At 63.3% G+C, this 26,463-nt stretch carries 24 protein-coding genes, 1 tRNA gene and 2 pseudogenes; 19 read left to right on the forward strand and 8 right to left on the reverse strand.

What is annotated here, in order from left to right; genetic code table 11:
- From X735_RS148730 to X735_RS148720, 3 genes are all read right to left on the reverse strand, one after another.
- Entirely contained in the window at nucleotides 1-675 is a 675-nt protein-coding gene (locus X735_RS148730) for a DarT ssDNA thymidine ADP-ribosyltransferase family protein (protein ID WP_023811773.1), read from the reverse strand.
- Nucleotides 672-2,072, reverse strand: coding sequence for a 3'-5' exonuclease (locus X735_RS148725; protein ID WP_023811774.1), 1,401 nt, complete (start codon nucleotides 2,070-2,072; stop codon nucleotides 672-674). Before X735_RS148725 ends, X735_RS148730 begins: the two co-directional genes overlap by 4 nt.
- Before the next feature lie 262 nt (nucleotides 2,073-2,334).
- A tRNA-Ser gene (locus tag X735_RS148720) sits at nucleotides 2,335-2,424 on the reverse strand.
- Between the two features lie 408 nt (nucleotides 2,425-2,832).
- Between X735_RS148720 and X735_RS148715 the strand changes: the two genes are divergently transcribed.
- The 4 genes from X735_RS148715 (at nucleotide 2,833) to X735_RS148700 (ending at nucleotide 5,125) form a co-directional block, all read left to right on the forward strand.
- Nucleotides 2,833-3,498, forward strand: coding sequence for a 50S ribosomal protein L21 (locus tag X735_RS148715; protein WP_023811775.1), 666 nt, complete (start codon nucleotides 2,833-2,835; stop codon nucleotides 3,496-3,498).
- Nucleotides 3,499-3,595: 97 nt separating this feature from the next.
- Nucleotides 3,596-3,865, forward strand: coding sequence for a 50S ribosomal protein L27 (gene rpmA / locus X735_RS148710; RefSeq protein WP_013529063.1), 270 nt, complete (start codon nucleotides 3,596-3,598; stop codon nucleotides 3,863-3,865).
- 120 nt (nucleotides 3,866-3,985) lie between these two features.
- Nucleotides 3,986-4,573 carry a GNAT family protein gene (locus X735_RS148705; RefSeq protein WP_023811776.1) on the forward strand — a complete coding sequence of 196 codons (588 nt, stop codon included), beginning with the start codon at nucleotides 3,986-3,988 and terminating at the stop codon, nucleotides 4,571-4,573.
- Nucleotides 4,574-4,594: 21 nt separating this feature from the next.
- A complete protein-coding gene (locus X735_RS148700; protein WP_023811777.1) occupies nucleotides 4,595-5,125 on the forward strand; it encodes a GNAT family protein in 531 nt (176 codons plus the stop codon).
- A 7-nt stretch (nucleotides 5,126-5,132) separates the two neighbouring features.
- On the opposite strand, the gene X735_RS148695 is transcribed toward X735_RS148700, so the two are convergent.
- Nucleotides 5,133-6,002 carry an endonuclease/exonuclease/phosphatase family protein gene (locus tag X735_RS148695; protein WP_023811778.1) on the reverse strand — a complete coding sequence of 290 codons (870 nt, stop codon included), beginning with the start codon at nucleotides 6,000-6,002 and terminating at the stop codon, nucleotides 5,133-5,135.
- A 134-nt stretch (nucleotides 6,003-6,136) separates the two neighbouring features.
- On the opposite strand from X735_RS148695, the gene obgE reads away from it, so the two are divergent.
- From obgE to X735_RS148675, 5 genes and pseudogenes are all read left to right on the forward strand, one after another.
- Nucleotides 6,137-7,168, forward strand: a complete 1,032-nt coding sequence (obgE, locus tag X735_RS148690) for a GTPase ObgE (protein WP_023811779.1) — start codon at nucleotides 6,137-6,139, stop codon at nucleotides 7,166-7,168.
- Nucleotides 7,169-7,171: 3 nt separating this feature from the next.
- Nucleotides 7,172-8,344, forward strand: a complete 1,173-nt coding sequence (proB, locus tag X735_RS148685) for a glutamate 5-kinase (RefSeq protein ID WP_023811780.1) — start codon at nucleotides 7,172-7,174, stop codon at nucleotides 8,342-8,344.
- Between the two features lie 2 nt (nucleotides 8,345-8,346).
- Nucleotides 8,347-9,640: pseudogene (locus tag X735_RS01000000165935) on the forward strand (glutamate-5-semialdehyde dehydrogenase).
- 204 nt (nucleotides 9,641-9,844) lie between these two features.
- Nucleotides 9,845-10,477: a nicotinate-nucleotide adenylyltransferase gene (locus X735_RS148680; RefSeq protein ID WP_023811781.1), complete on the forward strand. Its 633-nt coding sequence runs from the start codon at nucleotides 9,845-9,847 to the stop codon at nucleotides 10,475-10,477.
- 68 nt (nucleotides 10,478-10,545) lie between these two features.
- The gene (locus tag X735_RS148675; protein WP_023811782.1) at nucleotides 10,546-11,829 is read left to right on the forward strand and encodes an MFS transporter; all 1,284 of its coding nucleotides are present in this window, start codon (nucleotides 10,546-10,548) and stop codon (nucleotides 11,827-11,829) included.
- Nucleotides 11,830-11,838: 9 nt separating this feature from the next.
- Here the strand turns inward: X735_RS148675 and X735_RS148670 are convergent, their stop codons facing one another.
- Nucleotides 11,839-12,690 carry a mechanosensitive ion channel domain-containing protein gene (locus X735_RS148670; RefSeq protein WP_023811783.1) on the reverse strand — a complete coding sequence of 284 codons (852 nt, stop codon included), beginning with the start codon at nucleotides 12,688-12,690 and terminating at the stop codon, nucleotides 11,839-11,841.
- A 242-nt stretch (nucleotides 12,691-12,932) separates the two neighbouring features.
- Here X735_RS148670 and rsfS point away from each other — a divergent pair, with 242 nt between their 5' ends.
- The 10 genes and pseudogenes from rsfS (at nucleotide 12,933) to X735_RS148625 (ending at nucleotide 22,584) form a co-directional block, all read left to right on the forward strand.
- A complete protein-coding gene (rsfS, locus tag X735_RS148665) occupies nucleotides 12,933-13,310 on the forward strand; it encodes a ribosome silencing factor (RefSeq protein ID WP_013529073.1) in 378 nt (125 codons plus the stop codon).
- 27 nt (nucleotides 13,311-13,337) lie between these two features.
- Nucleotides 13,338-13,820, forward strand: coding sequence for a 23S rRNA (pseudouridine(1915)-N(3))-methyltransferase RlmH (gene rlmH / locus X735_RS148660; RefSeq protein WP_023811784.1), 483 nt, complete (start codon nucleotides 13,338-13,340; stop codon nucleotides 13,818-13,820).
- 124 nt (nucleotides 13,821-13,944) lie between these two features.
- Nucleotides 13,945-15,282: a murein hydrolase activator EnvC gene (locus X735_RS148655; protein ID WP_023811785.1), complete on the forward strand. Its 1,338-nt coding sequence runs from the start codon at nucleotides 13,945-13,947 to the stop codon at nucleotides 15,280-15,282.
- Nucleotides 15,283-16,614: a S41 family peptidase gene (locus X735_RS148650; RefSeq protein WP_023811786.1), complete on the forward strand. Its 1,332-nt coding sequence runs from the start codon at nucleotides 15,283-15,285 to the stop codon at nucleotides 16,612-16,614. It abuts the gene before it with no gap.
- 212 nt (nucleotides 16,615-16,826) lie between these two features.
- Nucleotides 16,827-18,005 (forward strand): divergent polysaccharide deacetylase family protein, encoded by a 1,179-nt coding sequence (locus tag X735_RS148645; protein WP_023811787.1) that lies wholly within the window; start codon nucleotides 16,827-16,829, stop codon nucleotides 18,003-18,005.
- 156 nt (nucleotides 18,006-18,161) lie between these two features.
- On the forward strand, nucleotides 18,162-18,677 hold the full coding sequence (locus X735_RS148640) for an RNA pyrophosphohydrolase (protein ID WP_023811788.1): 516 nt from the start codon (nucleotides 18,162-18,164) through the stop codon (nucleotides 18,675-18,677).
- A 76-nt stretch (nucleotides 18,678-18,753) separates the two neighbouring features.
- A pseudogene (gene alr, locus X735_RS01000000165940) lies at nucleotides 18,754-19,957 on the forward strand (alanine racemase).
- Between the two features lie 273 nt (nucleotides 19,958-20,230).
- A complete protein-coding gene (gene rnk, locus X735_RS148635) occupies nucleotides 20,231-20,647 on the forward strand; it encodes a nucleoside diphosphate kinase regulator (RefSeq protein WP_023811790.1) in 417 nt (138 codons plus the stop codon).
- A gap of 2 nt (nucleotides 20,648-20,649) precedes the next feature.
- Nucleotides 20,650-21,204, forward strand: coding sequence for a nucleoside-diphosphate kinase (locus tag X735_RS148630; protein ID WP_081734873.1), 555 nt, complete (start codon nucleotides 20,650-20,652; stop codon nucleotides 21,202-21,204).
- 123 nt (nucleotides 21,205-21,327) lie between these two features.
- Nucleotides 21,328-22,584: a D-amino acid dehydrogenase gene (locus X735_RS148625; RefSeq protein WP_023811792.1), complete on the forward strand. Its 1,257-nt coding sequence runs from the start codon at nucleotides 21,328-21,330 to the stop codon at nucleotides 22,582-22,584.
- Between the two features lie 4 nt (nucleotides 22,585-22,588).
- Here the strand turns inward: X735_RS148625 and X735_RS148620 are convergent, their stop codons facing one another.
- From X735_RS148620 to X735_RS148610, 3 genes are all read right to left on the reverse strand, one after another.
- On the reverse strand, nucleotides 22,589-24,748 hold the full coding sequence (locus X735_RS148620; protein ID WP_023811793.1) for a phospholipase D-like domain-containing protein: 2,160 nt from the start codon (nucleotides 24,746-24,748) through the stop codon (nucleotides 22,589-22,591).
- Complete coding sequence (locus X735_RS148615; protein WP_023811794.1) at nucleotides 24,745-25,188, reverse strand: hypothetical protein; 444 nt, start codon at nucleotides 25,186-25,188, stop codon at nucleotides 24,745-24,747. The genes X735_RS148620 and X735_RS148615 overlap by 4 nt, the downstream gene beginning before the upstream one ends.
- 198 nt (nucleotides 25,189-25,386) lie before the next feature.
- Nucleotides 25,387-26,268, reverse strand: a complete 882-nt coding sequence (locus tag X735_RS148610; RefSeq protein ID WP_023811795.1) for a LysR family transcriptional regulator — start codon at nucleotides 26,266-26,268, stop codon at nucleotides 25,387-25,389.
- Between the last annotated feature and the right edge of the window lie 195 nt (nucleotides 26,269-26,463).

Consider the following 26,463-nt stretch of genomic DNA (forward strand, 5'->3'; position numbering starts at 1 on the left):
TTAATTCAGCCTTCCAACGAACTTCTGTTGGCCAACAACGACCTTCACGTCATCGTAGCCGTAATCGGAAAGCCATCCTACAACCGTGTCATGGTGCTCGCCTTCTTCCACATATACCGTGCGCAGATGGTCAAGGCTAAGCTTCTCCGGATAAAGGACCTCGGCCTGCTCACAGGTCGGCAAATGGCTCGGCCGACTTCCCCGCCAGGCACTCCAAGGACGACCATTAATGCCCGATCGCTTGCGTGCGATTTTCTGCGCGAACAGAGCATCGAAACCAGCGGGGCCTTGGGCGCGAGCGCAGCTGTCATAGCCGTTGTTCGTCGTCGCGAACCACACGCCCTGGTGGGCTATGATCTCCGGATCAAAGGATAGAATGCACCACCAGATATCTTTTGGGTGCCACCTCCGAGAAGCGTCTAGGAAGCGACGATTTATCTCAGATATCGTTAGATTAACGAAGCGAAGCCAATCTTGCGACTTATCGAAGAGGGCTGATTCCTCTGGCCTAACCGCAGCGTTGAGCTGCAGAACGTGACGTAGGTAATCGTCTTTGTTGAGCAGTGGCCTCGACAATAAGTGTTTGCTGTGGAGGCTACCGAGCAGCCCGCGGTTTGTCGTAAAATGGATTACTTCTGAAATTTCACGTTCCGAGACACGTTGAGCGAGCGTCACAGGCGGATCTCCTCGAAAGTTCCTCGTCGGAAGAATTCCGTTAGACGCGATTGCTCGCCTGGTTTGTAGCCAACGACGACCCGCTTTCTTGCACGAGCAACCGCGACGGCGAGAAGCCTTCGCAGAACGCGAACTTGGTCGCTTGTCTCTTCGTCTCCGTAGGCTGTGTTCTCTTGGTTGAAGCCGAGGATGATCACGTGGTCGAATTCAAGTCCCTTCGCCGAATGAAAGGTGCAGATGGCGACGTTCTCCGGTCCTGTCGGCCAGTCTGGCCTGCGCTGCATGTCGACGAAGCCAATTTGCGCGCCAGTCAATTCTTGTTTGATTGTATCAAACCATTGCCCCCCCTGCGGTTTGAGAAATGCGACAGACTCGTTCTGAAGGTCGACGTTTCTCCGAATGTAGTCGATCGCCCATGAAATCTGCTGTGAGTATTTTCCGGCAATAACCTGCGGGAGAGGACCATTCGTTGTCGCAGCTGAGAGGTCGGGAAGGACACCGTCGCTGTCAATGGACAGACCCTGTAATAACCCGGCCGCGAAGGCCGCGATTTGCTTGGTGTTTCGATGGTTCTCTTGCAACCGATGCGAACGGTTAGGAGCTATCGTCACTCCCGCCTCCGTCCATGTGAAGCCACGGGCGTAGATTCTTTGTGCGGTATCGATCACAAATGTCACGGCATGATCGCGAGCTAAATGATGATTGATTGCGCGTATCTCATTTGCCGAGAAATCCTGGCTCTCGTCGATGATTGCGACATCGTATTCCAGGCTAGGAATTTCGCGCCGCATCTTGAGGGCGAGAGCATTCCAGTCGAGCCATTTGTTTCGCGTCAATAGCGCGAGATAGGGGTATACGACTTCGTCAAGTATTCGACGACGCAGCGCTCCATCCACCCTAGGAAGGGTCCCGCGCCCGCTTCGCTCGCGGGTCACATACTCCTCGAGGTCCTCGGGCTCGAACCTGCCAAGCAGATAGTCAACTTCCTGAGTGACATACGCGGTATCTAAACCTTGGAATGCCCGTGCGAGGCGCGCGAGCTGCGCCTTTGCAAGACTCTCATGGACTGCCGGATCATCTAGCTTGTCCAATGCCCATTTGGCGAAAGTGCGAATTTCAATGTCGTGCAGTTTCCCTTTCAACTGCGCTTTCGCGAGCGCACGGACATATCCGGCAAGAGTTCGATTAAACGTCAGTAGCAGAATGCGAACAGGGGCATCATCGTCCAATCGATCCTTTCGAGCTCGCATCATGCTCGCAAGCGACGACAGTCGAAGCAGCGCCGTCGTTGTCTTCCCGCTACCTGCTGCGCCGCGGATCAGCTCGGCCCCAGTTCTATTTGTGCTTATGATCGCCAGCTGTTCTGGAGAAGGTGTGATGCGACTTAGGTGTTTCATTGTTGTCTCCCCGATCGACCCCGAAGTATTTCTTCCTACTACTACGCGAATTATCGCTCGAAAAGAAACACGAAATCCTTCGGCTAGTAACCAGAATGCAGCCGTTGCCGCGATGTGAATGGCGCTTCGGTTGTACCCGGGTGAGAGGCACCTGAAGTTCTGTATGCTGCGGAGCATGAGCTCATGGTGTTTTGGCAGCGATAGGAGAGGGGCCGTAAGCCCTTTGCGCTTTATCAATGATTACAGTTGCTAGGTAGTTTACTGGCGGAGAGGGAGGGATTCGAACCCCCGATGGGCTTGCACCCATGCCGCATTTCGAGTGCGGTGCATTCGACCACTCTGCCACCTCTCCGCGGTCATGGTCGGCCGTTGCCGGCGCGGCGCACTAGATAACGGCTGAACGGGCAGGTTACAAGGCCAATCCGTCAGTTATTTGGCTTGCTTGGCAAGCGGCGGATTCACGGCTGGTGGGGTACAGCGAGACCCGAGGCAGATTGCCGACCAGTCACCCATCCTCAGCCCAGGCGGGGCAACGCCGTGGGCATGTCGGCACAGCCGGTCCGTGCCCGCCAATGACAATCTCGGAAACGGCGCGGCTGGTTTGCCTTGACTCGCCCCCAACCTTCGGTTAGGGACAGCGCGCAATCGGCGTGGAGGGTTCTTCCGCGCCGCTTGTTTTTTGAACCCGCAGACTGACAAAAAGACGGCTGAACTGCCAGAGGCGGTTCATCAAGGCCGACCGAACAGCGAAAGGCAAAAAATGTTCGCAGTCATTAAAACGGGTGGCAAGCAGTATCGCGTTGCCGCCAACGATCTCCTGAAGATCGAAAAAGTTGAAGCCAATGTCGGCGATATGGTCGAAATCGGCCACGTTCTGGCGCATGGCGAAGGCGAGAATGTCACGTTTGGCGCGCCGTTCGTCGACGGCGCGGTGGTCACCGCCGAAGTCGTCGAACAGGGCAAGAACCGCACCGTCATCGCCTTCAAGAAGCGCCGCCGGCAGAATTCGCGCCGCAAGATCGGCCATCGCCAGCTTTTGACCACCGTGCGGATCTCCGAGATCCTGCTGGGTGGCGCCAAGCCGACCAAGACGGCAGCGGCCAAGGCGCCGAAGAAGGTGAAGGCCGAGGCCGCCACCGAGGTGCAGGCGGAAGCCGCGCCGAAGAAGGAGCCCAAGGCCAAGGCAGCCGAGACCGCCGCAGCGCCACTGTTCAAGGCACCGAAGGGTGAGCCGGACGATCTGACCGTGATCAAGGGCATCGGCCCGGTCGCAGCCAAGGATCTTAACGAGCAGGGCATCATCACCTTCGCCCAGCTTGCCAAGCTGACCGAGAAGGATGTCGCCAAGATCGACGAGCACATGCCCTTCAGCGCCGACCAGATCAAGGACTGGCGCGAGCAGGCCAAGGAATTGGCTGCGAAGTAATTTTCTGGCGATTGAGTCGCCGGATCGGACTTGAAACGGAACGCGAACGCGTTCATAAGGCCTTTTAGGCGCCTTGCGGCGCAACGGAGTTAGTTAGATGGCACACAAGAAAGCTGGCGGCTCGTCGCGCAACGGTCGCGACTCGCATTCCAAGCGTCTGGGCGTGAAGAAGTTCGGCGGCGAAGCCGTCATCCCGGGCAACATCATCATTCGTCAACGCGGCACCACGTGGCATCCCGGCGTCAATGTCGGCATGGGCACGGATCATACGCTTTTTGCGCTCGAGACCGGCGCCGTGACGTTCAACAAAAAAGCCAACGGCCGAACCTACGTATCGGTCAACCCGATTGCCAAAGCCGCGGAGTAGCCGGTTCCGCACTAGAACACCGGCGCCCATCTCGGGAACCGGTGTCTGGCAAAGCCAGGAAAAGGATCAGGGGAGATGGGTTTCCATCTCCCCTTTTTCTTGTGCCTGGAGGACTTTCAAATGGTTGCCGAAGCGGAAGACTCAGAAGACGGAAGTTACGCGATAGACTGCCCGGTGCTGGTCACCGAGCGGCTGGTGATGCGGGCGCCCCATGAAGGCGATGTCGCGCAACTGGTCGAACTTGCCGACAACCGTCATGTCGCCGAAATGCTGGCACGCATGCCGCACCCCTATGGCGAGGCCGAGGCGCGCTCCTTCCTCGCCATGACCAGGTCGCGCCGGGCCGGCATCGCCTATGCCCTGACGCTGGCCGGAACCGACACGTTCGTCGGCTGTGCCGGTCTCAACACCACCGAACGCGGGCTGGAACTCGGCTACTGGATCGGCGAGCCTTACTGGAAGAAGGGCTATGCGACGGAAGCAGCCCATGCGCTGGTCGATCTCGCCTTCCAGAGGACGTCGATCCAGGTGCTGCAGGCCTCGACGCGGGTCATCAATCCGGCCTCGCGCCGCGTCATCCACAAATGCGGGTTCCAATATGCCGGCCAGGGCATGCTGAATTCGATCGTCGCCGGCCAGGTTCCCGTCGAGCGCTACCGGCTCGATCGCAAGACCTGGACCAGCCTGCGGAACTGGGTACATTTTTGATGTGTGACGACGGTCAAGCCAATGGTCGACAGCAGCGATATTGAAACGGTCGCGATCGCGCCGATGACGCCCGGGGATATCGAAAGCTTTCATCGCGCGCTCGATGTCGTAGCGCGTGAGCAAAAGTACCTGTCCTTCCTAGAGGCGCCACCGCTGGATCAAGTCAGAAGTTTCGCAATGGACCGTATCGGGAGAGGCGATCCGGGGTTCGTGGCCGTTGTTCGTGGCGAGGTCGTCGGCTGGTGCGACATCTCACGCCACGATCGGCTCATCCATGCGCATCGCGGCTCCCTCGGAATGGGGATCATTCCTTCCTATCGGGAGCGTGGCCTGGGACTGCGGCTCATCAATGCGACCTTGGCACAGGCGCGCAAGACCGGCTTTATCCGCGTCGAGCTTTCCGTGCATTCCGACAATGCTCGCGCCATCTCTCTTTACGACAAGGTCGGGTTTGTCAGGGAGGGCGTGCAGCGCGACGCCGTCCATATCGACGGGGAATACCGCGATACGATCATGATGGCGATCGTCGAACGTGAAAACACTGCCGGATGAAAGGCCATCAGCCCAGTTCGACCCACACCGGCAGGTGGTCCGAACCGTCAGCTTTCCGGTCGACCCACAGGCGCTGCAGGGATCCGGCAAGCGAAGCGCTTGTGAAGATATAGTCGATGCGCTTGTGGCGGCTGGGGTCGGTGGGTTGTTTCGGGTCGACCCAGCTGATGAGATCGTCGCCGGTGGCGTTCAGGCGCAAGGCGGCATCGACGGCAAAGTCGGCGGTCAGCGGCATGCCGAATTCATGGTCCGGCCGGCCGGCGAGTTCGACATATTCGGGTGAACCGGCCAGCATGTTGAAATCGCCCATGCCGACAAAGGCTTCGGGATGCGGCAGTTCCGGCAGGCCGATCTCGGCGACGCCGGACAGCGCGCCGCCTTCGAGCGCGTAGTTCAGCATGCGTTGGCGCAAGAACTGGATCTGGCTGGCGCGTTCGACGGGGCTGCGGTGATCGAGATGGATGGAATAGAAGCGGATGAAACCAAGCGGCGTCTCGATCAGCGCTTCCAGCGCGCCACGCTGGAAGTTCATCATCTCGAAGCTGCGGCTGCGCGGCAAAAGCAGGTTGCGCGACAGATGAATAGGCGTTTTCGACAGCACCATGTTGCCGAGCTGGAAGGTTTTCGTGATGGCGCGGCCATTGTCGATGTGCGAACCGATATTGGCCTCGAAATTGCTGCCATAGACGGCGAAGTAGTCGGGCAGCGCCTCGCCGATCTCGGCGACCATGTCGCGGCCGCTATTCCTGGGATTGTTGCGGGTCACCTCCTGCAAAGCGATCACGTCGGCGCCGCGCACGGCATCAGCGATGCGCCCGACATCGTATTGCCCGTCGAGGCCGATGCCGTACTGGATGTTGTAAGTTACAAGCTTCATTCCGGCATCTCTCCGGCCGATCCCACGCGGCCATTGTCACAAAACGGCCTCGCCCTTCGCCGCGCCTTGGTTTAGAGCAAGGGCCAAGGTTTAGAGCAATGCCGCAAGGCCACTAGTAGAAACTATACAATCCCATGAAATTTCTCGATCAAGCCAAGGTCTACATCCGCTCCGGTGACGGTGGCGCCGGTTCGGTGTCGTTCCGGCGCGAAAAGTTCATCGAGTTCGGCGGGCCGGATGGCGGTGATGGCGGTCGTGGCGGCGATGTCTGGCTGGAGGCGGTCAACGGGCTGAACACGCTGATCGATTACCGCTACCAGCAGCATTTCAAGGCCAAGACCGGCGTCCACGGCATGGGCCGCAACATGACCGGTGCCAAGGGCGCCGATGTCACGCTGAAGGTGCCGGCGGGAACGCAGGTGTTCGAAGAGGACAACGAGACGCTGATCTGCGATCTGACCGTGGTCGGCCAGCGCTTTCTGCTGGCCAAGGGCGGAAATGGCGGTTTCGGCAACCAGCATTTCAAGACCTCGACCAACCAGGCGCCGCGCCGCGCCAATCCCGGCCTGCCGGGGCAGGAGCTCAACATCTGGCTGCGGCTGAAGCTGATCGCCGATGCCGGGCTGGTCGGGCTGCCCAATGCCGGCAAGTCGACATTCCTGGCGGCGGTCACCGCGGCCAAGCCGAAGATCGCCGACTATCCGTTCACGACGCTGCATCCCGGCCTCGGCGTCGCCCGGATCGACGCGCGCGAGTTCGTCATCGCCGACATTCCGGGTCTCATCGAAGGCGCGCATGAGGGCGTCGGCATTGGCGATCGCTTTCTTGGCCATGTCGAGCGCACGCGCGTGCTGCTGCATCTGGTTTCGGCGCAGGAGGAAAATCCGGGCAAAGCCTACAAGACCGTGCGCGCGGAACTTGAGGCCTATGGCAACGGCCTGACCGACAAGGTCGAGATTGTGGCACTTTCCCAGGTCGACACGCTCGACGCCGATGCGCGCAAGAAGAAAGTCGCCTCGCTGAAGCGTGCCGCCGGCCGAGCACCGATGCTGTTGTCGGCGGTCACCGGCGAAGGCGTCGAGGCGGTGCTGCGGGCGCTGATGTCGGTGGTGGGCGAGGCGCGTGCGCGGACGGCTACCCCGGTCGAGACGCGCTGGGACAAGTAGGCCATGCAGTCGCTGAAAAAATATCGGCGCATCACCGTCAAGATCGGCTCGGCGCTGCTCGTCGACCGAACGTCAGGCCTGAAGCGCGACTGGCTGGCCTCGCTTGCCGACGATATTGCGGTGCTTGCGCAGGGCGGCGCTGAAATCCTCGTGGTCTCCTCCGGCGCCATCGCGCTTGGCCGCACCATCCTTGGCCTCGGCAAGCGAGCCCTGAAACTGGAGGAGAGCCAGGCGGCGGCAGCCGTGGGACAGATCGCATTGGCCGGCGCCTGGTCGGACGCGCTCGGCAAGGGCAGCCTGAAATCGGGCCAGATCCTGCTGACGCTCGGCGACACCGAGGAGCGCCGCCGTTATCTCAATGCGCGGGCGACGATCTCGACACTCTTGAAGATGAAGGCAGTGCCGGTCATCAACGAGAACGACACGGTGGCGACTTCCGAAATCCGCTACGGCGATAATGACCGGCTGGCGGCTCGCGTCGCCACCATGATGGGCGCCGACCTCCTGGTGCTGCTCTCAGACATCGACGGGCTCTATACGGCGCCGCCGGCGCGTGACCCCCATGCCAAATTCATTCCGGTGGTCGACCGGATCACGCCCGATATCGAGGCGATGGCGGGTGCGGCCGCTTCCGAACTGTCGCGCGGCGGCATGCGCACGAAGCTCGATGCCGGCAAGATCGCCACCGCCGCCGGCACCGCGATGATCATCACGTCGGGCACGCGGCTGTCGCCGCTGATGGCGATCGAACGCGGCGAACGCGCCACCTTCTTCCGGCCGAGTTCCAATCCGGTCAAGGGTTACAAGACCTGGATCGCCGGCCAACTCGAGCCGGCCGGCCGGCTGACAGTCGATGCCGGCGCCATCGGCGCGCTGCTGTCGGGCAAGTCGCTGCTGCCGGCGGGCGTCAAGCTGGTCAGCGGCAATTTCTCGCGCGGCGACACGGTGGCGATCCTGTCGCCCGAGGGCCGCGAGATCGCGCGCGGGCTGGTTGCCTACGATGCCGCCGATGCCGTAAGGATCGCTGGCCTGAAGACGGCCGAGATCGAAACCGTGCTCGGCTACGAGGCGCGTTCGGCGATGATCCACCGCGACGACCTTGTGGTGAGTCATTCTGGTGCCCAAGTAGGGGCTAGCGACCAAGTACTGGCCGGTGGCGCCATAAGCGGAGGATGAGCATGCTGAAGCAGCATGAAAAATCCGGAGAAGACACAGTGGCGCTGATGGCCGATATCGGCCGCCGCGCCCGCGCTGCTGCCCGGCCGCTGGCCATTGCCACGACCGCCGCCAAGAATGCTGCACTTGCCGCCATGGCCGAAGCGATCGTCGCCAGGCAGCAAGACATTCTCGACGCCAACGCCATCGATGTCTCGAATGGCCAGGAATCCGGGCTTTCCGCCTCCTTCATGGACCGGCTGAAGCTCGATCCGGCGCGCATTCGCGCCATGGCCGACGGCATCAGGGAGATCGCCGAATTGCGCGACCCGGTTGGCGACGTGATCGCACAATGGGATCGGCCGAACGGTCTGCATATCGAGCGCGTGCGCACGCCGCTCGGCGTCGTCGGCGTCATCTATGAGAGCCGCCCGAACGTCACCGCCGATGCCGGCGCGCTGTGCCTCAAGGCCGGCAATCCGGTAATCCTGCGCGGCGGCTCGGATTCGCTCAATTCGTCGGCCGCCATCCATGCCTGCCTGGTCGAAGGGCTGAAGGAAGCCGGCCTGCCGGAAGACGCCATCCAGCTGGTGCCGACCACCGACCGCGCCGCCGTTGGCGAGATGCTGAAGGGTTTGAGCGGTACGCTGGACGTCATCATTCCGCGCGGCGGAAAAAGCCTCGTCGGGCGGGTGCAGACCGAGGCCCGGGTGCCGGTCTTCGCCCATCTCGAAGGCATCTGTCATCTCTACATCGACCGCTCGGCCGATCTCGACATGGCGGTGCGGATTGCGGTCAACGCCAAGATGCGGCGCACCGGCGTCTGCGGCGCCGCCGAGACGCTGCTGGTCGACCGCGCGGTTGCCTCCACCCATCTGGTGCCGATCCTCGACGCACTGCGCGCCGCCGGTTGCGAAATTCATGCCGATGCCGAAGTGCTGAAAGTGTTTTTCGACGCCAGGCTGGCGATCGATGCCGACTGGGTGACCGAATATCTCGACGCCATCATCGCGGTGAAGCTGGTCGATGGCGTTGCCGGTGCCATCGAGCATATCGAGACGTTTTCCTCGCATCACACCGAGGCCATCGTCGCCGAGGACGCGCAAGCGGTCGACCGGTTCTTCAACGAGATCGATTCGGCGATCCTGCTGCACAACGCCTCGACGCAGTTCGCCGATGGCGGCGNGCGGCGAGTTCGGCATGGGTGCCGAGATCGGCATCGCCACCGGCAAGATGCACGCGCGCGGACCGGTCGGCGTCGAGCAGCTGACTTCGTTCAAATACCGCGTGCGCGGGTCCGGACAGGTGAGGCCTTGACGTATTTCGCCCGAAGGGCCTGAAGCTTGCGCCCAGCCACCCCCCTCTGTCCTGCCGGACATCTCCCCCGCAAGGGGGGAGATTGGCTGGCATTTCGGGTTTCGCCGATCTCCAACGCGGCAAGATTTACGCCTTCGCCGAAACTGCTGATCTCCCCCCTTGCGGGGGAGATGGCCGGCAGGGCAGAGGGGGGTGCCTAGCGCGATGCTATCCCCTTCCCACCCCCCCGTTCCCTCCCATTATCTCAAAATGCCGCATGCCGAGAAAGGCCTCGCCGTCGGCCTGTTCGGCGGCTCGTTCAATCCGCCGCATGCCGGCCACGCGCTGGTCGCCGAGATTGCACTGCGGCGCCTGGCGCTCGACCAGCTGTGGTGGATGGTGACGCCGGGCAATCCGCTGAAGAACACCAGGGAGTTGGCGCCGCTGGGCGAACGACTGCAGCTGTCGGAGCAGATCGCCAAGAACCCGAAGATCAAGGTCACCGCTTTTGAAGCCGCCCATCATGTCCGCTACACCGCCGACACGCTGGCGCTGGTCAAGGCGCGCAATCCCGGGGTCGAGTTCGTCTGGATCATGGGTGCGGATAGTTTGCGCGATTTCCATCGCTGGCAGCGCTGGCGCGAGATCGTCATGACCTTCCCGATCGCCGTCATCGACCGCCCGGGCGCGACGCTGTCGTTCCTGTCCTCGGTCGTCGCCAAGACCTTCGACTATGCCCGCGTCGACGAGGGCGATGCGCCGCGGCTTGCCCGCATGAAGGCACCGGCCTGGACCTTCATCCACGGCCCGCGCTCGTCGCTGTCATCGAGCGCGATCCGCAAGCTGGCGAAGGGGTGAGCCCGCCCGTCCGCCTATGTCGCTTTTATCGCTCCCTTTGCCAGTTTCATGGGCAATCCTGAGCAGGCATGTCGACTCCCAGGAAAATCCGCAGCGAAGCCGAGCAGGGCGCCGAGCCCACACCGCTGATCGCGATTGCCAGCGTCATCGTGTCGATGGCACTGATTGCCGTCGGCAACGGGCTGATGTTTGCCTATATCCCGGTTCGGCTCGGCGCCGAGGGTTTCGATCCGACCTGGGCCGGGCTGATCATCACCGGACTTTCGGCCGGCGGGCTGGCGGGCTGCATCCTGACCGGGCCGCTGGTGCGAAGGGTCGGACATGCCCGTGCCTTCATGGTGCTGTCGGCGCTGATCGCGCTGGCCAACGCCGCTGTCGGCGCGGGGGTCCATCCGCTGCTGTGGATTGCCGCCCGCGCGCTCTACGGCTTTGCCATCTGCGGCCTGTTCATCGTCGCGCAGAGCTGGCTGAACGATGCCGTTGCCAACGCCATCCGCGGCCGGGTGATGGCTTTCTTCTACGTCGCCTATGTCGCCGGGCTCGGCGTCGGCTACGCGACGCTGGCGCTGGTCGATATCAGGACAGCGGATGCGCCGCTGATCGGCATCGTCTTCACGGCGCTATCGATCCTTCCCGTCGGGATGACCAGACTTGCCCAGCCGCCGGCACCGCAGGCGGCCTCGGTGGCGCTGCGCCGCGCCTGGCGGGTTTCACCGGTCGGCGTCGCCGGCATGCTTGCGGTTGGCGGCCTGTCGATGTCGATTGCGGGCTTCGCGCCGATCCACGCCACGGCCAAGGGCTACAGCCAGGCCGATGTGGCGCTGCTGCTTTCGGCAATGCCTCTCGGCACGCTGATCCTGCAGATCCCGCTTGGCTGGATTTCCGACCGAACCGACCGCCGCTATGTGCTGATCGCCGCATCCGCGCTCGCCATGGTCGCCGGCCTGTTTGCGCTCGGGTTCGATGGCGGCGCGTTGGCCGCGTTGGTTGTGATCTATATCGTGTGGGACGGCGCCTCGGAATCGATCTATTCGCTGGCCAGCGCACATGCCGCCGACCGCGCCGGCAAGGACGACATGGTGGCGCTGTCCAGTTCGCTTTTGTTTGCCTGGTCGCTGTCGGGTTTCGTCGTGCCCGGCATCGTGACGGCGCTTTCAGCCGTCTTCGGAACGCAGGCTTTCATCTATGTGGCTGTTCTCATCGCCGCAGCCTTCTGCCTGTTCGTGCTTTTGCGCGTGTTTACGACGCGTGCGGTCCCGGCCGGTGAAACCGGCAGTTTCGCACCGATGACGGCGCAGGCGCCGTTGCCGGTTGAACTTGCCTTCGCACCGGACGATGAGGGCCGACACTGAGCCAACCGCCTATTGTCGACGGGCTTCGGGTTGGGGCGCTTCCGGTGGCGGCAGCGGGATCGATATGCCTTCGCTATCGAATTCCTGTTTGGCGCGCTTGGTGAGATCGGTCTGGGTGGCGAAGAAGTCCGCCGACGAAGTCCAATAGCGCAGGGCAATCGAAACAGTGCTGTCGCCCAATGTCGAGACGAAAGCGATCGGTGCCGGCTCACGTTTCACTCGCCGTTCGGCCGCGGCAATGGCAAGCAAGGCTTTCTGCGCCCTGTCGATGTCGTTCCAGGAGCCGATGCTGAGTATGATGTCGCTGCGGCGTACGCCGTTGCGCGAAAAGTTGCGCACCGGCTGGTTCCACAGCGTCGAGTTCGGCGCCAATATGTAGACCCCGTCGGCCGTCCTGAGCTTGGTCGCGAACAGGCCGATCTCCTCGATCGTACCGGCGATCGAACCGACCTCGACGGATTCGCCGATGCGGAACGGCCGCAGCGCCAGAAGCATGATGCCGGCGGCGATGTTTTGCAGCGTGCCCTGCAACGCCAGGCCGATGGCGAGGCCAATGGCACCGATCGCGGCAATGATCGAGGCCGTCTGCACGCCGAACTGGCCGAGCACCATGATGGTGACGAGGATCAGGATGGCGTAGCGGACGATCTTCGAGAAGAAATGCCGCAACGTCGCGTCGAAACCATGGATATGGCCGAGACCAGCGACGATCGAACGTTCGGCAAGACCGGCGACGATGTAGCCGACAATCAAGAGGATGACGGCACCGATGGCCGAGAAGGAGTACGAAACAATCAGCGTGCTCAGTTGGGCGAGGCCAGCCTGGACGCTGAGAAAAGCGTTTTGCGGGTCGATCGGCATGGGGGAAATCCGGTTGGTCGGTGAGCCGATAACCCATGCGGGCGGTGAGGGTTCCGATCTTTTCCGGCGTGCGGCGGAACCACAAGAGCGACAATACGTTCGTGCGAGGCAGGGTCCCGTCTTGAAACTGTCAGGGAACTCTGCCTATCTAAGTGGTGTCACCTGCTTCAAGGGGTGATTTGGTTGTTCTTGCTGCGAAAGGAAATACACTGAGAACAGCACTGCGGAAGAAGGCCGATATCATGCCTTCGCCGGCCAGGATCAGCGTAGACGACGCCGTGTCCCGCGCCATCAAGACAGTCCTTGCCAGTCTGGAAGACTCCAAGGCCGAAAACATTGTCTCCATCGACATCCAGGGGAAATCGAGCCTCGGCGACTACATGGTCGTCGCTTCGGGCCGATCGCACCGTCATGTCGCGGCTGTCGCCGATCATCTTCTCAAAGCGATCAAGGATGCCGGTCTCGGCACCGCGCGCGTCGAGGGGCTATCCGGCGCCGACTGGGTCCTGATCGATTCTGGCGACATCATCGTCCATGTCTTCCGCCCCGAAGTCCGCGAATTCTACAATCTCGAAAAGATGTGGCAGGCGCCGGACCTCGAGGAAGAAACGCTCCACTAAGTCGTTCGCGCGGCTTACAAGGCGAGGATGAAGATATCAGTTCATGCCGTGGGCCGGATGAAAGCCGGCCCCGAAAAGCTGCTGGCCGACCGCTATTTCGAGCGTTTCGCCAAGAGCGGCCCGGTAGTGGGGCTTGAATTTGGCGGCATTGCCGAGATTGCCGAGGGGCGCGGCCAGACCGCCAACGAGCGGCGGCGTGAGGAAGGCCAGAAACTGCAGACGCAGTTGCAGCCCGGAACCGCTTTGATCCTCCTTGACGAACGCGGCAAAAGCTTTTCCTCGGAAGATTTCGCCGGGCGCCTCGGCCTGTTGCGTGACGGTGGCCGCAAGGCGTTGGTCATCGCCATCGGCGGCGCCGACGGCCACGATCAGTCGCTGCGCGACCAGGCCGAACTAGTGATGTCGTTCGGATTGCTGACATGGCCGCATCAACTGGTGCGCGTGATGCTGGGAGAGCAGCTTTATCGTGTGGCCACCATCCTTTCGGGACATCCCTACCATCGCTCGTAAACCGGTGAATTGGTGCGACACACCCGGATTTCCGCCCCAATGCCGAGGCAAGATTGCATCGAGTGGGCGGTTTCGAACATGGTTGATTGTTCGTTAACGACGCCACGCATAGAGTCGGGCTTCAATGTCTGAAGACAGCAAATCAAGAACGGGCTCCTGGCGCGCGCGCTGCGGCATCGCGGCGGCGGTACTTGTGCTGTCGCTGCATGCGGGGCGGGCGGAAAACACGCTCGACATGGCTCCCGATCCGGATCAGAGCCGGGCCGAATATGAACGGGTCTCGAAGGAGATCACGCTGTCGTCGGAACGATTGGCCAAACTCTCCGCCGATATCGCGACGATCAAGAGGGATCACGCCTCGATCACCGCCGCATTGATCCAGTCGGCGATGACCGAGCAGAAGCTCGGCCAGGACATCGAGGACATCGGCGCCCGGCTGGAAGGATTGAAGGGCCAGGAACAGAAGATCCGCGCCTCGCTGATGGCGCGGCGCGACGTTTTGGCCGAAGTGCTGGGCGCGTTGCAGCGCATGGGCCTCAACCCGCCGCCGGCGATCCTGGTTAAGCCTGAGGACGCGCTGTCGTCGGTGCGCAGCGCCATCCTCCTCGGCGCGGTGGTGCCCGAACTGCGCCAACAGACCGATAGCCTGCTTGCCGATCTCAAGGAACAAACCAGGATTACGGCGTCGATCGAGGCCGAACGGGCGCGGCTGACGGCGGCGGTCGGCGACCAGACGGCGGAAAAGAAGCGGCTCGGCATGCTGCTGGAGGCCAAGCAGAAGCTCGAAGCCGACACGCAAACGCAAATGGCCGCGGAAAAGCAGCGATCCGAAGCGCTGGCGGCCAAGGCCGGCAGCCTGAAAGAGTTGATCGCCTCGCTCGAAGCGCAGGCCGACAAGAGCCGCAAGGCCGCCGATTCGGCCAAGGCCGCCGAGCAGAAGACGGCGGATGGCGACAACGCATCTGCGCCGGCGGAATTGGCGTCGCTGCCGGTGCCGGAAGGCAACCAACTTGCCGCCGCGGCACCCTTTTCAGCCTTGCAAGGACAGATCGCGCTGCCGGTGACCGGCCGCATCAAACGGCGATACGGCGCCGATGACGGTAACGGCGCGGTGATGCTTGGCGACATGGTTGCGACACAATCGGGAGCCATCGTCACCGCGCCGGCGGATGGAAATGTGCTTTATGCGGGGCCGTTTCGGTCTTATGGTCAACTCTTGATCCTGAACGCAGGCGACGGCTATCATGTCGTTTTGGCGGGGATGAGCAGAATCAGCGTCGCGACCGGTCAATCAGTGCTTGCAGGAGAGCCGATCGGTGCGATGGGAGAGGCCCGGGTGGCGAGCACCTCGGTTTCGAAGAATGGAAATGCCACGCCGGAACTCTATGTCGAGTTCCGCAAGGATGGAAAACCCGTCGATCCGGCCCCATGGTGGGCGGACCGTTTTTCTGGAAGGACGTGAATAATGCGGAAACTGTCGCTTCTGTTTGCCGGTGCGCTGATGGGCGCGTCCGCCATGAGCCTGGTCTATGGCGCACCCGGCTCGGCGGCGAACGCTGCAGGGTCGGAGACCTACAAGCAACTGGCGATCTTCGGCGATATCTTCGAGCGGGTGCGGGCACAGTATGTGACACCGCCCGACGACAAGTCGCTGGTCGAGAACGCCATCAACGGCATGCTGGCCTCGCTTGACCCGCACTCCTCCTACATGAATGCCGAGCAGGCGCAGGATATGCGCGTCCAGACCAAGGGCGAGTTTGGCGGCCTCGGCATCGAAGTCACCATGGAGAATGATCTGGTCAAGGTGATCACGCCGATCGACGACACGCCGGCCGCCAAGGCAGGCGTGCTGGCCGGCGACTACATTGCCAAGATCGATGGCGAAGAGGTTCGCGGCCTGACCCTCAACGATGCGGTCGACAAGATGCGCGGCCTGGTCAACACGCCGATCAAGCTTACCATCCTGCGCCAGGGCGCCGACAAGCCGATTGAACTGACGGTCGTACGCGACATCATCAAGGTCAAGGCGGTCAAGTTCCGGGTCGAGAACGACATCGGCTACATGAAGATCACCTCCTTCACCGAAAAGACCTATGACGACCTCGAGAACGCCATCGACACCATCAAGAAGCAGATTCCCGACGACAAGCTGAAGGGCTACGTTCTGGATCTCCGCCTCAATCCGGGTGGCCTGCTCGACCAGGCGGTGAGCGTGTCCGATGCCTTCCTCAACCGCGGCGAGATCGTTTCGACGCGTGGCCGCGACCCCAAGGACGTCACCCGCTTCGACGCCAAGCCCAAGCAGGTCGACGACATCAACGGCAAGCCGATGATCGTCCTGGTCAATGGCGGTTCGGCCAGTGCATCGGAAATCGTCGCCGGCGCGCTGCAGGATCTGCGCCGCGTCACGGTGGTCGGCACGCAGTCCTTCGGCAAGGGTTCGGTGCAGACCATCATTCCGCTCGGCGAGAATGGTGCGCTCAGGCTGACGACAGCGCTCTATTACACGCCGTCCGGCAAGTCGATCCAGGGCAAGGGCATCACGCCCGACATCAAGGTCGACCAGCCGCTGCCGCCGGAACTGCAGGGCAGGGACCTGACGCGCGGCGAATCCGACCTCAAGGGCCATATCAAGGGCGCCGATGAGAGCACGACCGGTTCGGGCTCGGCAGCTTATGTGCCGCCGGATCCGAAAGACGATCTGCAGCTCATCTATGCCGAGCAGCTGCTGCGCGGCCAGAAGACCGATCCGGCCTTCCCGCCCAATCCGCAAAAGGCGGTTCTCAACCAGTAAGGATCTGGAGCGGCCACGCGCCGCTCCATCTTTCTGTTTGAGCCTGATGGAAGCAATGCGATGCTGCCGGGGCCGAAAGGTTCCGGCAGTTTGATTCGGGGGGGCGAGGCAATGCTCCCGAGACACGGCGCGGGGTGCGCCGGGATTGATGAATTCGCGCATGTCTTTTCGAAGCGGCTTCGCCTTCGGAGCCATGCGCCCGGGGATTAGGCTTGGCTGACATCGGCAAGGACATCGAACGCCCGCTCGGACAGGCAGTCCGGCCGCCGCGCGCCGCCCGCAAGCTCAGCGGCGGTGCGATCATGGCGACCGTGGCCGTGCTGGCGGTGGCAGGCGTCTCCGGCGCGATCGCGCTCAGGGAAAAGCCGTTTCGAAAGCCGCAAGAGGTTGCAGTTTCAACGCCGAAAGTGACCGCGGCGGCCGAACCTGCCCCTGCGCCGCCTGCATTGGCCCCGGCGGCACCGAAGCCGGAGGCGCCGGTCAAATCAGGCGGGCCGCAGATCATCCATGTGCAGACGGAGGAGGGCGATGGGCCGCCCAAGGCAGCGATCGTCATTCGCGATCCGTCGACCATCGGCCAGAACCTGAAGATCGCGCATATTCCCGACAAGGCGCTGATCGAGACCAGCGAGACTGGGCCGTTGCCGGTGCGCGCCACCGATGGCAGACGGCCGTTCGACGTCTATGCGCGGCCCTGGTCGGGCGGGCGCGGCGCACGGGTGGCGATCGTCATCGGCGGGCTTTCGGTTTCGCAGACCGGCACCCAGGCGGCCATCGCCAAGCTGCCGGCGGAAGTGACGCTGGCCTTCGCGCCGCAAGGCAACAGCATCGGCCGGTGGATGCAGGCAGCCAGGCAGAGCGGCCACGAGATCGTCATGCAGGTGCCGCTCGAACCGTTCGACTATCCGAAGGTAAATCCGGGCCGCAACACGCTGACGGTGGCGGCGAGCGCGGATGAGAACCTGAAAAGCCTGCACTGGGCACTGTCGCGGACGACCAACTATACCGGCGTCATGAACTATATGGGCGCCCGTTTTTCCGCCGACGCGGCGGCGATGGAGCCGTTCATCGCCGAGCTCGGCAAACGCGGCCTTGCCTATATCGATGACGGCTCGTCGGCGCGCAGCCTGGCGCCGGACCTGGCGCTGAAGGACGGCGTGCCCTTCGTCGCCGGCGACATGGCGATCGATGCCGTGCAGGATCGCGGCGAAATCCTGAAGAAGCTCGACAGTCTGGAGGCGACCGCGCGGGCCAAAGGCACCGCCGTCGGCATCGGTTCGGCCTTCGACCTGACGGTCGATACGGTGTCGTCCTGGGTGGTCGAGGCCAAGAAGCGCGGCATCGAGATCGTGCCGATTTCAGCGGTGGCCATTGACCCGCAAAAAGGCTAACAGCCGTCTTGATAATTCTACTCCGGCGGGCATCTGTCGACGTTTTCTGCGCTTCCGGTGCTCACGTACTTTAGGTACGCTCCGCTCCGGTTCTCGAAAACGCTCGCCACCTGCCTCACCGGAGCGAATTCTCAAAACGGCTGGACCCCATCACGCATGGCTAAAAAGATTGATCGCGAAACGCTGCCTTATCGTCCCTGTGTCGGGCTGATGATCCTCAATGCCGAGGGCCTTGTCTGGGTCGGGCACCGGATTGCCGAACCGGACAGCGAATTTGCCGGCACGACGCAGCTCTGGCAGATGCCGCAAGGCGGTATCGACAAGGGCGAGGAGCCGCTGCAGGCGGCCGAGCGCGAACTCTATGAGGAGACCGGCATGCGAGGCGTCTCGCTGCTGGCCGAGGCGCCGGACTGGATCAACTATGATTTGCCGGACCATCTCGTCGGCATCGCCTTCAAGGGCCGGTATCGCGGCCAGACGCAGAAATGGTTCGCCTTTCGCTTCCACGGCGACACCAGCGAGATCCAGATCAACCCGCCGCCGGGCGGCCACACCGCAGAGTTCGACGAATGGGCATGGCGGCCTATGCAGGATTTGCCCGACCTGATCGTGCCGTTCAAGCGCCATGTCTATGAGGATGTGGTGGCGGCGTTCCGGCATCTGGTGCAATAGCCGCTATACAACAACCGCGGTTGCCGCGCCGGCCCGGCGGTCCTATTGATGTATCCACTCCACGCGAAGGGTCGCCATGAACGACGCCCCCCAAAAGCCGCCGCCAGAAGAGGTCACCGCCACAAGCGAAGTGGCGGCTGGGGCCATCCTCACCATCGATCTCGGTGCAATCCGTGAAAACTACCGGCGGCTGAAAGCGCGGTTGGGCGATGTTGCCTGCGCTGGTGTGCTCAAGGCGGACGGCTACGGCGTTGGCGCCGGCCAGGTCGGGGCGGCGCTGCTGCGCGAAGGCTGCGATGTCTTCTTCGTTGCGCTTCTGGGCGAAGGCGTCGCCCTGCGCCGCTCGCTTGGTCCGGGCCCTGCCATTTTCGTGTTGAACGGCGTTCCGTCCGGTGCCGAGACGGACGCCGTGGCAGCGGACGTTTGCGCTGTCATTAACAGCCCCGAGCAACTGGTGGCCTGGCGTGTGGCGGCTCGCCGCGCCGGCCGAAAACTGCCGGCCGCGATCCAGGTCGACAGCGGCATGTCGCGGCTCGGCATGGCGCCCCGGGATGTGGAGCGCGTTGCCGCCGATCCGCAGGCCTTCGACGGCATCGACATCCGGTTCGTGATGAGTCATCTGGCTTGCGCCGACGAGCCGGAGCATCCGGCCAATGAACGGCAGCGGCTGGCGTTCGAGCGGCTGNGGCTATGACGCGGTGTCGGGCAGGGGACCCAATTTCGCGGTGCGGCTGGCGTTCGAGCGGCTGCGCGCAATGCTGCCGGCGACGCCAGCCTCGCTCGCCAATTCGTCCGGCATCTTTCTCGGGCCATCCTTTCACTACGATCTCGCCCGCCCCGGTGCCGCCCTCTACGGCATCAATCCGACGCCGGCAAAGCCCAATCCGATGCTGCCGGTGGTGCGGCTGCAGGCAAAGGTGGCACAGACGCGCAGCGTCGAAAAGGGCGCGGGCGTCGGCTATGGCCATACCTATCAAGCGCAAGGCCCGCTCAGGCTGGCGACGATTTCGTTCGGCTACGCGGATGGCTGGCAGCGCCGCGCCGCGTCCGCCGCCTGGTTCGAGGGCGTGCGCCTGCCTTTCCTCGGGCGAGTGTCGATGGACTCGATCATTCTCGACATTTCCGCCCTGCCGGCCGGCAGGCTGCGCGAGGGTGATCTCGTCGAACTGCTCGGTCCCTCGCAAAGTGTCGACGACGCTGCCGGCCATGCCGGCACCATCGGCTACGAGATTCTGACCAGCCTCGGCTCGCGCTTCCATCGGCGCTATGTCGGCGGTTGAGCGGTTTGGCCACGCTTGACAAGCGGACGCCTGTCGGCAAGGCTCCTTGCATGAGCAACCCAGCTTATATCAGAACCTTGTTCAGGGTCTGCCCGATCGCGGGATCGTAGCCCCGGCGCGGCCGCCTTTTGGCGTCCGTCCGAACCGGGGCATTTCTACCTGATCATCATTCCCGAGCCAGACAGCTTCGCGGCTGCCGGCTTTTCATCAAGCCACCGTTTGTGCGGCGGCAGGCGCGCGTCTGTTCGATGCGCCAACTCATCGAGGTTTGCCATGCAACATGCAACAGGATTGCGTCCACCGAGCCGGCCTCTGGTCAGCGATGCCGACCACCACAGGCTGACCGGCCTGGCGCGGGCGTCGCTCGACCGCGTGCCCGAGACGGCCGAAGAACTGCTTTCGGAAATGGACCGCGCCATCGTCACGGCAGCGGCTTCCATGCCGGCCAACGTGGTGCGGATGGGTTCGACGGTGACAATCCGCAACGATGGCGGGGAGCGCATCACACTGGTCTATCCCGGCGATGCCGACATCAGTGAAAACAGGATCTCGGTGCTGACGCCGTTGGGGACGGCGCTCATCGGCGCCACCATCGGGCAGACAGTGCGCTGGAGCAGTCGTGGCGGCCGGGAACTGTCGGCGACCATCGAAGTGGTCGATGCGCCGGCCTGCGGGCGGGAAGGGTCCTGATCATGGAGACGGCGATGACAGGCGCGAATTTCCGGCTGACGACAAAGGACTTCGCCGTCCTCGAGATCATGTTGGAGCGTCGGCGGGCTTTCGCGGATCCGATTGTTCCAATGCTTGAAGACAAGCTTTCCAAAGCCGAGGTCGTCGCGATCGATTCGGTCGGATCCGATATCGTGACGCTGAACAGCAGGCTGGTGTTTCGTGTCGATGCCGGCCCTGCCCAGACCCGGACCCTGGTGCAGAACGAGGTGCGCGGTCCGGTCGGCTCCAGCCTGTCGATCATGACAAGGCGGGGGCTTTGCATGCTCGGCATGGCAGAGGGTCAGACTGCATGGATCGAACAGGCCGACGGCAGGCGGGAGTCGGTCCTGATCGCGACCGTGCTCTACCAGCCGGAGGCCGCGCGGCGTGCCGTCAGGGAGAAATCCCAGGCCGAGGCGCGACGGCCGCATGGGCTCACCCTCGTCTACAGCGCCGCAGCCGATTGGCGGCCCCTTGGCGAAAGGGCCGGAATGCGGCAGACAGGGGATGACGACCCCGGTCCCACGGCGGCGTGAACAGGCAACACTGCACGATCCCGAAAGTCAGCATCGATTTTCGCCGGGGATCGTGCGCAAATCGGAAATGCGGCCGCGTCCAGGCGTCCCCAAGGACGTGCTGCGCGCCGCAAGGAGTGAACGATGAAGATCATGGTGCTGGGCGGCGGCGTCATCGGAGTGACCACGGCGTACTTCCTTGCCGAGGCCGGCCACGAGGTGACGGTTCTCGACCGCCAGAAAGGCCCGGCGCTGGAAACCAGCTTCGCCAATGCCGGCGAGATTTCGCCCGGCTACGCCTCGCCCTGGGCCGGACCCGGCATTCCGCTGAAGGCGATCAAATGGCTGCTGATGAAGCATGGCCCGCTGGTGGTGCGGCCGGCCTTCGACCCGCATATGTGGACATGGCTGATCAAGATGCTGCGCAACTGCACGGCCGAGCGCTATGCGATCAACAAGGCGCGCATGGTGCCGCTCGCCGAATACAGCCGCGACACGCTGAAGGCGCTGCGCGAAGCGACCGGCATCGCCTATGACGAGCGTACCCAGGGCACGCTGCAGCTGTTCCGTACGCAAAAGCAGCTCGACGGCACCGGCGGCGATGTCGAGGTGCTGAAGAAGTACGGCGTGCCTTACGAGATCCTCGACCAGGACGGCTGCATCGCGGCTGAGCCTGGCCTTGCCGGGGTGCGCGAAAAGTTCGTCGGCGGCCTCAGGCTGCCGCACGACGAGACCGGCGACTGCAAGATGTTCACCGACAGGCTGGCCGAGCTTTGCGTGGCGCGCGGCGTCAAGTTCGAATACGACGTGACGATCTGGCGGGTCATCCGCAGCCGTAACCGCATTGCCAATCTCAGCACCAGCAAGGGCTGGAAGGCCGCCGACGCCTATGTGATGGCGCTGGGCAGTTATTCGGCAGGTTTCATGCGCCGGGTGAAGCGGCCGATCCCGGTCTATCCGGTAAAGGGTTATTCGATCACCGTGCCGATCAAGGACGCTGCCGCGGCGCCGGTGTCGACGGTGATGGACGAGACCTACAAGGTGGCGATCACCCGGCTCGGCGACCGCATCCGGGTTGGCGGTACGGCCGAGATTTCCGGCTTCGACCTCAGGCTGCACGAATCGCGGCGGCGCACGCTGGAACACTCGGTCGGCGATCTCTTTCCGGGCGCCGGCGCGATGCGGGACGCGACGTTCTGGTGCGGGCTGCGGCCGATGACGCCGGACGGTCCGCCGCTGATCGGCCGCACCGAGCTCTCCAATCTCTATCTCAACACCGGCCACGGCACGCTCGGCTGGACCATGGCTTGCGGCTCGGGCAAGGTGCTGGCCGACATCATCTCCAGCCGGGTGCCCGACATCGACGTCCGCGACCTCGCGCAGGAGCGCTATCTGCGGTAGAAGGTCAGAACGCCTGTCGGACCCAGTCCTCGTCGAACAGCAGCCGGTAGGCCCACGGTATCGTCACATTGGTGGCGACCGGGTTCGAGTGGGCGACATAGTCGTCATAGATCGGCTTCATCCTGGTGTAGAAGGCCGGATCGAGCACCATCATGCCGTTCTCCGAGTCGTGAAAGAAGCTGCGGTTGTTGAGATTGACCGACGAGATGGCGACCAGCCTTTCGTCGATCATCATGATCTTGGAATGCAGCACCACGTCAGGCGACTTGAACTCGCGGATGTTGATGCGGTCGCCATATTTCTCGACGAACAGCTTGTTGAGCGCGGTGAGAAACTTGCCGCCGATATCGCCCTTGAGATCGATGCGGCCGACAATGTCGATCCTGACGCCGCGGGCGAGCGCCCGGTCAACAGCCTGGGCAAGCTTGGGCGTTAGGTTGAGGTAGGGGTTGACGATCTGGATATGGTGCCGGGCGGCGTCGACCAGCTCGACGAAATAGTCCTCCAGCGCATGACCATCCTCGTAAGGCACCGAAATGAAGTGTCGTGCCGTGCCTGACGGGCGGGCGCCGTCGGACCGGACCGGAATGGAGAAGGGGCGCGCCAGATTGGTGTCGGCGTCGCGCAGCCACATTGTCGAAAGATGCGCAGCCAGCGTTTCGACCGTGGCCGGATCGGCGAACTCGATGTCGAAGTCGCTCCAGTTCGAATAGTAGTTCAGCGAAAACCCGTCGGTCTTGTCGTATTGCTCAAGGTCTGGATAGCGCGACAGATCGATCGGCTGGTGGAACAGGAAGCCGTCATGGATGTTGCGGCCACCGATGATGGCGCGTGAGCGCCCGGGATCGTCGGCAAGCGTTGCCAGCATCTTGACGTGATGGACCTTGTGCAGTTGTGAGGTCTGCTCGTCGATCGGCGCGCCATGGTCCGCCCGCCAGCGATATTCTTGCAATTCGACATTGGGGAATTCGGCGGCCAGCCGGTGCAGCAGGGCGTCGTCCTTGTCGCGCTCCAGAACGTCGGTGACGATGATGCGGACCTTGGTGCCTAGTGCTGCATGATGGCGGATCAACCGCTCGATGATGCGACCGGAGAAGTCGGCCTTGAACTCCAGCGACGACAGATAGATCAGCTTCAGCCTTGGCGCCCTGGAGAAATCGAGCGGCAGTTCCGGGTCGCCCTTGTCGATGGCGCTGTCGGACAGTGGTGCTCCCATCAGCGCCTCGACCTTGGCGTTGAAGCCGTCGCGCGATTTGCGCAGCAGGCGCGGCTTTCCGATCGGCAAGGCACAGGTCTGCGAGAGCCAGCGGCTGGCATAGAAGGCGCGGCTGAGCGGATCGAGGCCGGTTGGGTCTGGCGTCGGGCAACGCTCGTAGCGGCTGTCGAAGGCGGCGAGAGCCGGATCGGCGGTCTCTTCGCGCTGGATGGTGAGCGGCGCGCCGGCCGGGGCAAGGCTGGAGCGGATCCTTGCCGTGCAGCGGTTCAGGCCGTCACTCGGGAACAGGCTGACCGTGTCGTCCTCGCCGGACAGGCGAAAGCGGAATGCGGTGCCCGTGGCGATTGTGCGTGAACCGCCGCCGGCACGGATCGCCAGCGAGCCGTCGCAGGTGCCCTCGATGTCGGCCGGTTGCTTTCCAGCCTGGCGCAGCACGATCTCGACGCTGCGCGCCTGCAGACCGGAGAAATCGAAGATCCTGGGCGTCGAAGGCTGCGCTGCCGCATCGATGTAGAGCGTCTGCCGCGACACCCGCCAGCGTCCGTCGAAATGGCCGTCGCCGCTGCTGCCGCCGGCTGGCGGCAGATGCGTTTCGGCAACCGGCCCGGCCAGTTGCTGCAGTGTCCGGTAAGTCGCCTGGAAATCGCCATTGCGGATCTCATAGCGGTCGTGACCGAAAGGGCCGGTGCCGTTGGCGCGGTCCATCGCGCCGAGCTGGTGGTGGGCGAGCAGCGCCAGGAACCGCTTTTCGTAGTCGCTTGTGCCGGCGTCGCCGAAAAACTGCGCGGCGGCGATCTGCGGCCCGGGTGTCCTGGCCGATAGCGAGGGTCGAGCGCAGGCCGTCTGGCCTTGCAGGAGATCGCAGGCACTGCGACCAGCGCCGCCGGCACAGCCGCCAAGGGCGGCCAGCCCGAATAGAACGAGGGCGACAGATGCGCGGCCCTTCACCCGGCCGCTCCGGCATTCAGGACGCTCAGTTGCGCCGGGTCACGCGGCGGCATGAAGCCCTGCGGGAAGACCTTGCAGACGGGGATGGCGAAGGTGGCGATCAGTAATTCGGCCTCGCCGCGCATTTTGCGCGGCGCTGTCTTGTCGTCGCGTATCGCTTTCGCGGAGGTGACGAGGGCGCCATCGCAGTCACAATGGTTGTGGCGGGCGATGTAACAGGCGTCATGCGTCCGGCAGGCCGTGTCGAGGCGGTTGACCGGCCGGAACGACAGATCGCCGGTGCGGGTGCCGGGGCCGCAATAATTGCCGAAGACGAAAGGCGAAGGCCGCGCCATGGCGTTGCGGATCGGTTTGGGCAGTTCGGCCTCCGGGACCTTCGTCCACGGATTGGCGCAAGCGGAAACGAAAAGCAGCGGCAGGATGGCAAGAACGGCTCGCATGTCTATCCGCGCCAGCTTTCTGAAAGATGTCCCTACGCGGCGACCGCGCGCCTGATGCCACACTCGCCGGTTTTGTGGCAAGGAAAAGGCGCACGGCTAAAGCGCAGCGCGTTTGAAAGGATTCATGCGATGCGCTTTAGCGTCTTTGTTTATGCATGTCGTTCTCCCAAAACCGAGATCACTTTTGGGCGACATGCATCAGACAAACAGGTTTCGCTCCCGCTCCACTGCCTTGGTGATGAAGCTGGCAACGATCTGGACGCGGCGCAGCGGCCTGACCGATTCGTGATAGACCAGCCAGTAGGCACGGCGGATGGGCGCGACAGCATCGACGGACACAAGTTCCGGCATCGAGCGGGCGACGAATGTGTGCAGGATGCCGATGCCGGCGCCCGAGCGCACCGCTTCGGCCTGGCCGAGCGCCGAGGAGATGGCGAAGCTGGTGCGCCAGTCGGCGCTGAATTCGGCCGCGTAGTCGAGCGAGGGACTGACGATGAGGTCCGGCACATAGCCGATCAATGTGTGCTGGCCAAGCTCGGCGGCGGTTTGGGGCAAACCATGCACGTCAGCATAGGCGCGGGAGGCAAACAGGCCGAGCGAGTAGTCGACCAGCTTTCCCGCCACCAGCCGACCCTCCGTCGGCCGCTCGACGGTGATGGCGATGTCGGCCTCGCGCCGCGACAGAGAGAAGGAGCGCGGCACCGGCACCAACTGGATCGTCAGCTCGCGGTGCAGGGCGGTCAGCGCGCCAAGGCGCTTGGCCAGGAAGGCGACACCAAACCCGTCCGGCGCGCCGATGCGCACCGTGCCGGAGACATCGTCGCCTTCGCCGGCAACGGTCGAACGTGCGGCGATCATGTCGCCTTCCATGCGCTCGGCAATGTCGAGAAAGCGCTCGCCGGCAGGCGTCAGCTCGCTGCCGGTGGTCAACCGGCGAAACAGCTTTGTCCGCAGCGCATCCTCGAGTGCGGCGATGCGGCGCGAGACAGTGGCGTGGTTGAGCTCCAGCCGTTTGGCCGCGCCAAGGATCTGGCCGGCGCGCGCCACGGCGAGGAAGATGCGGACGTCATCCCAGTTCATGGGGATGGTCCGATCTAACGACGAGCGTCGCGTTCCCGCCCACCCCCCTCTGTCCTGCCGGACATCTCCCCCGCAAGGGGGGAGATTGGCAGCTCCGCTGACAGAGCCTCTTTTGCGGAGCTGAAGATTTGCGAAAGCGACCGCTGCATCCGATCTCCCCCCTTGCGGGGGAGATGTCCGGCAGGACAGAGGGGG

Source organism: Mesorhizobium sp. L2C084A000, assembly GCF_000502875.1.
GTDB lineage: Bacteria > Pseudomonadota > Alphaproteobacteria > Rhizobiales > Rhizobiaceae > Mesorhizobium.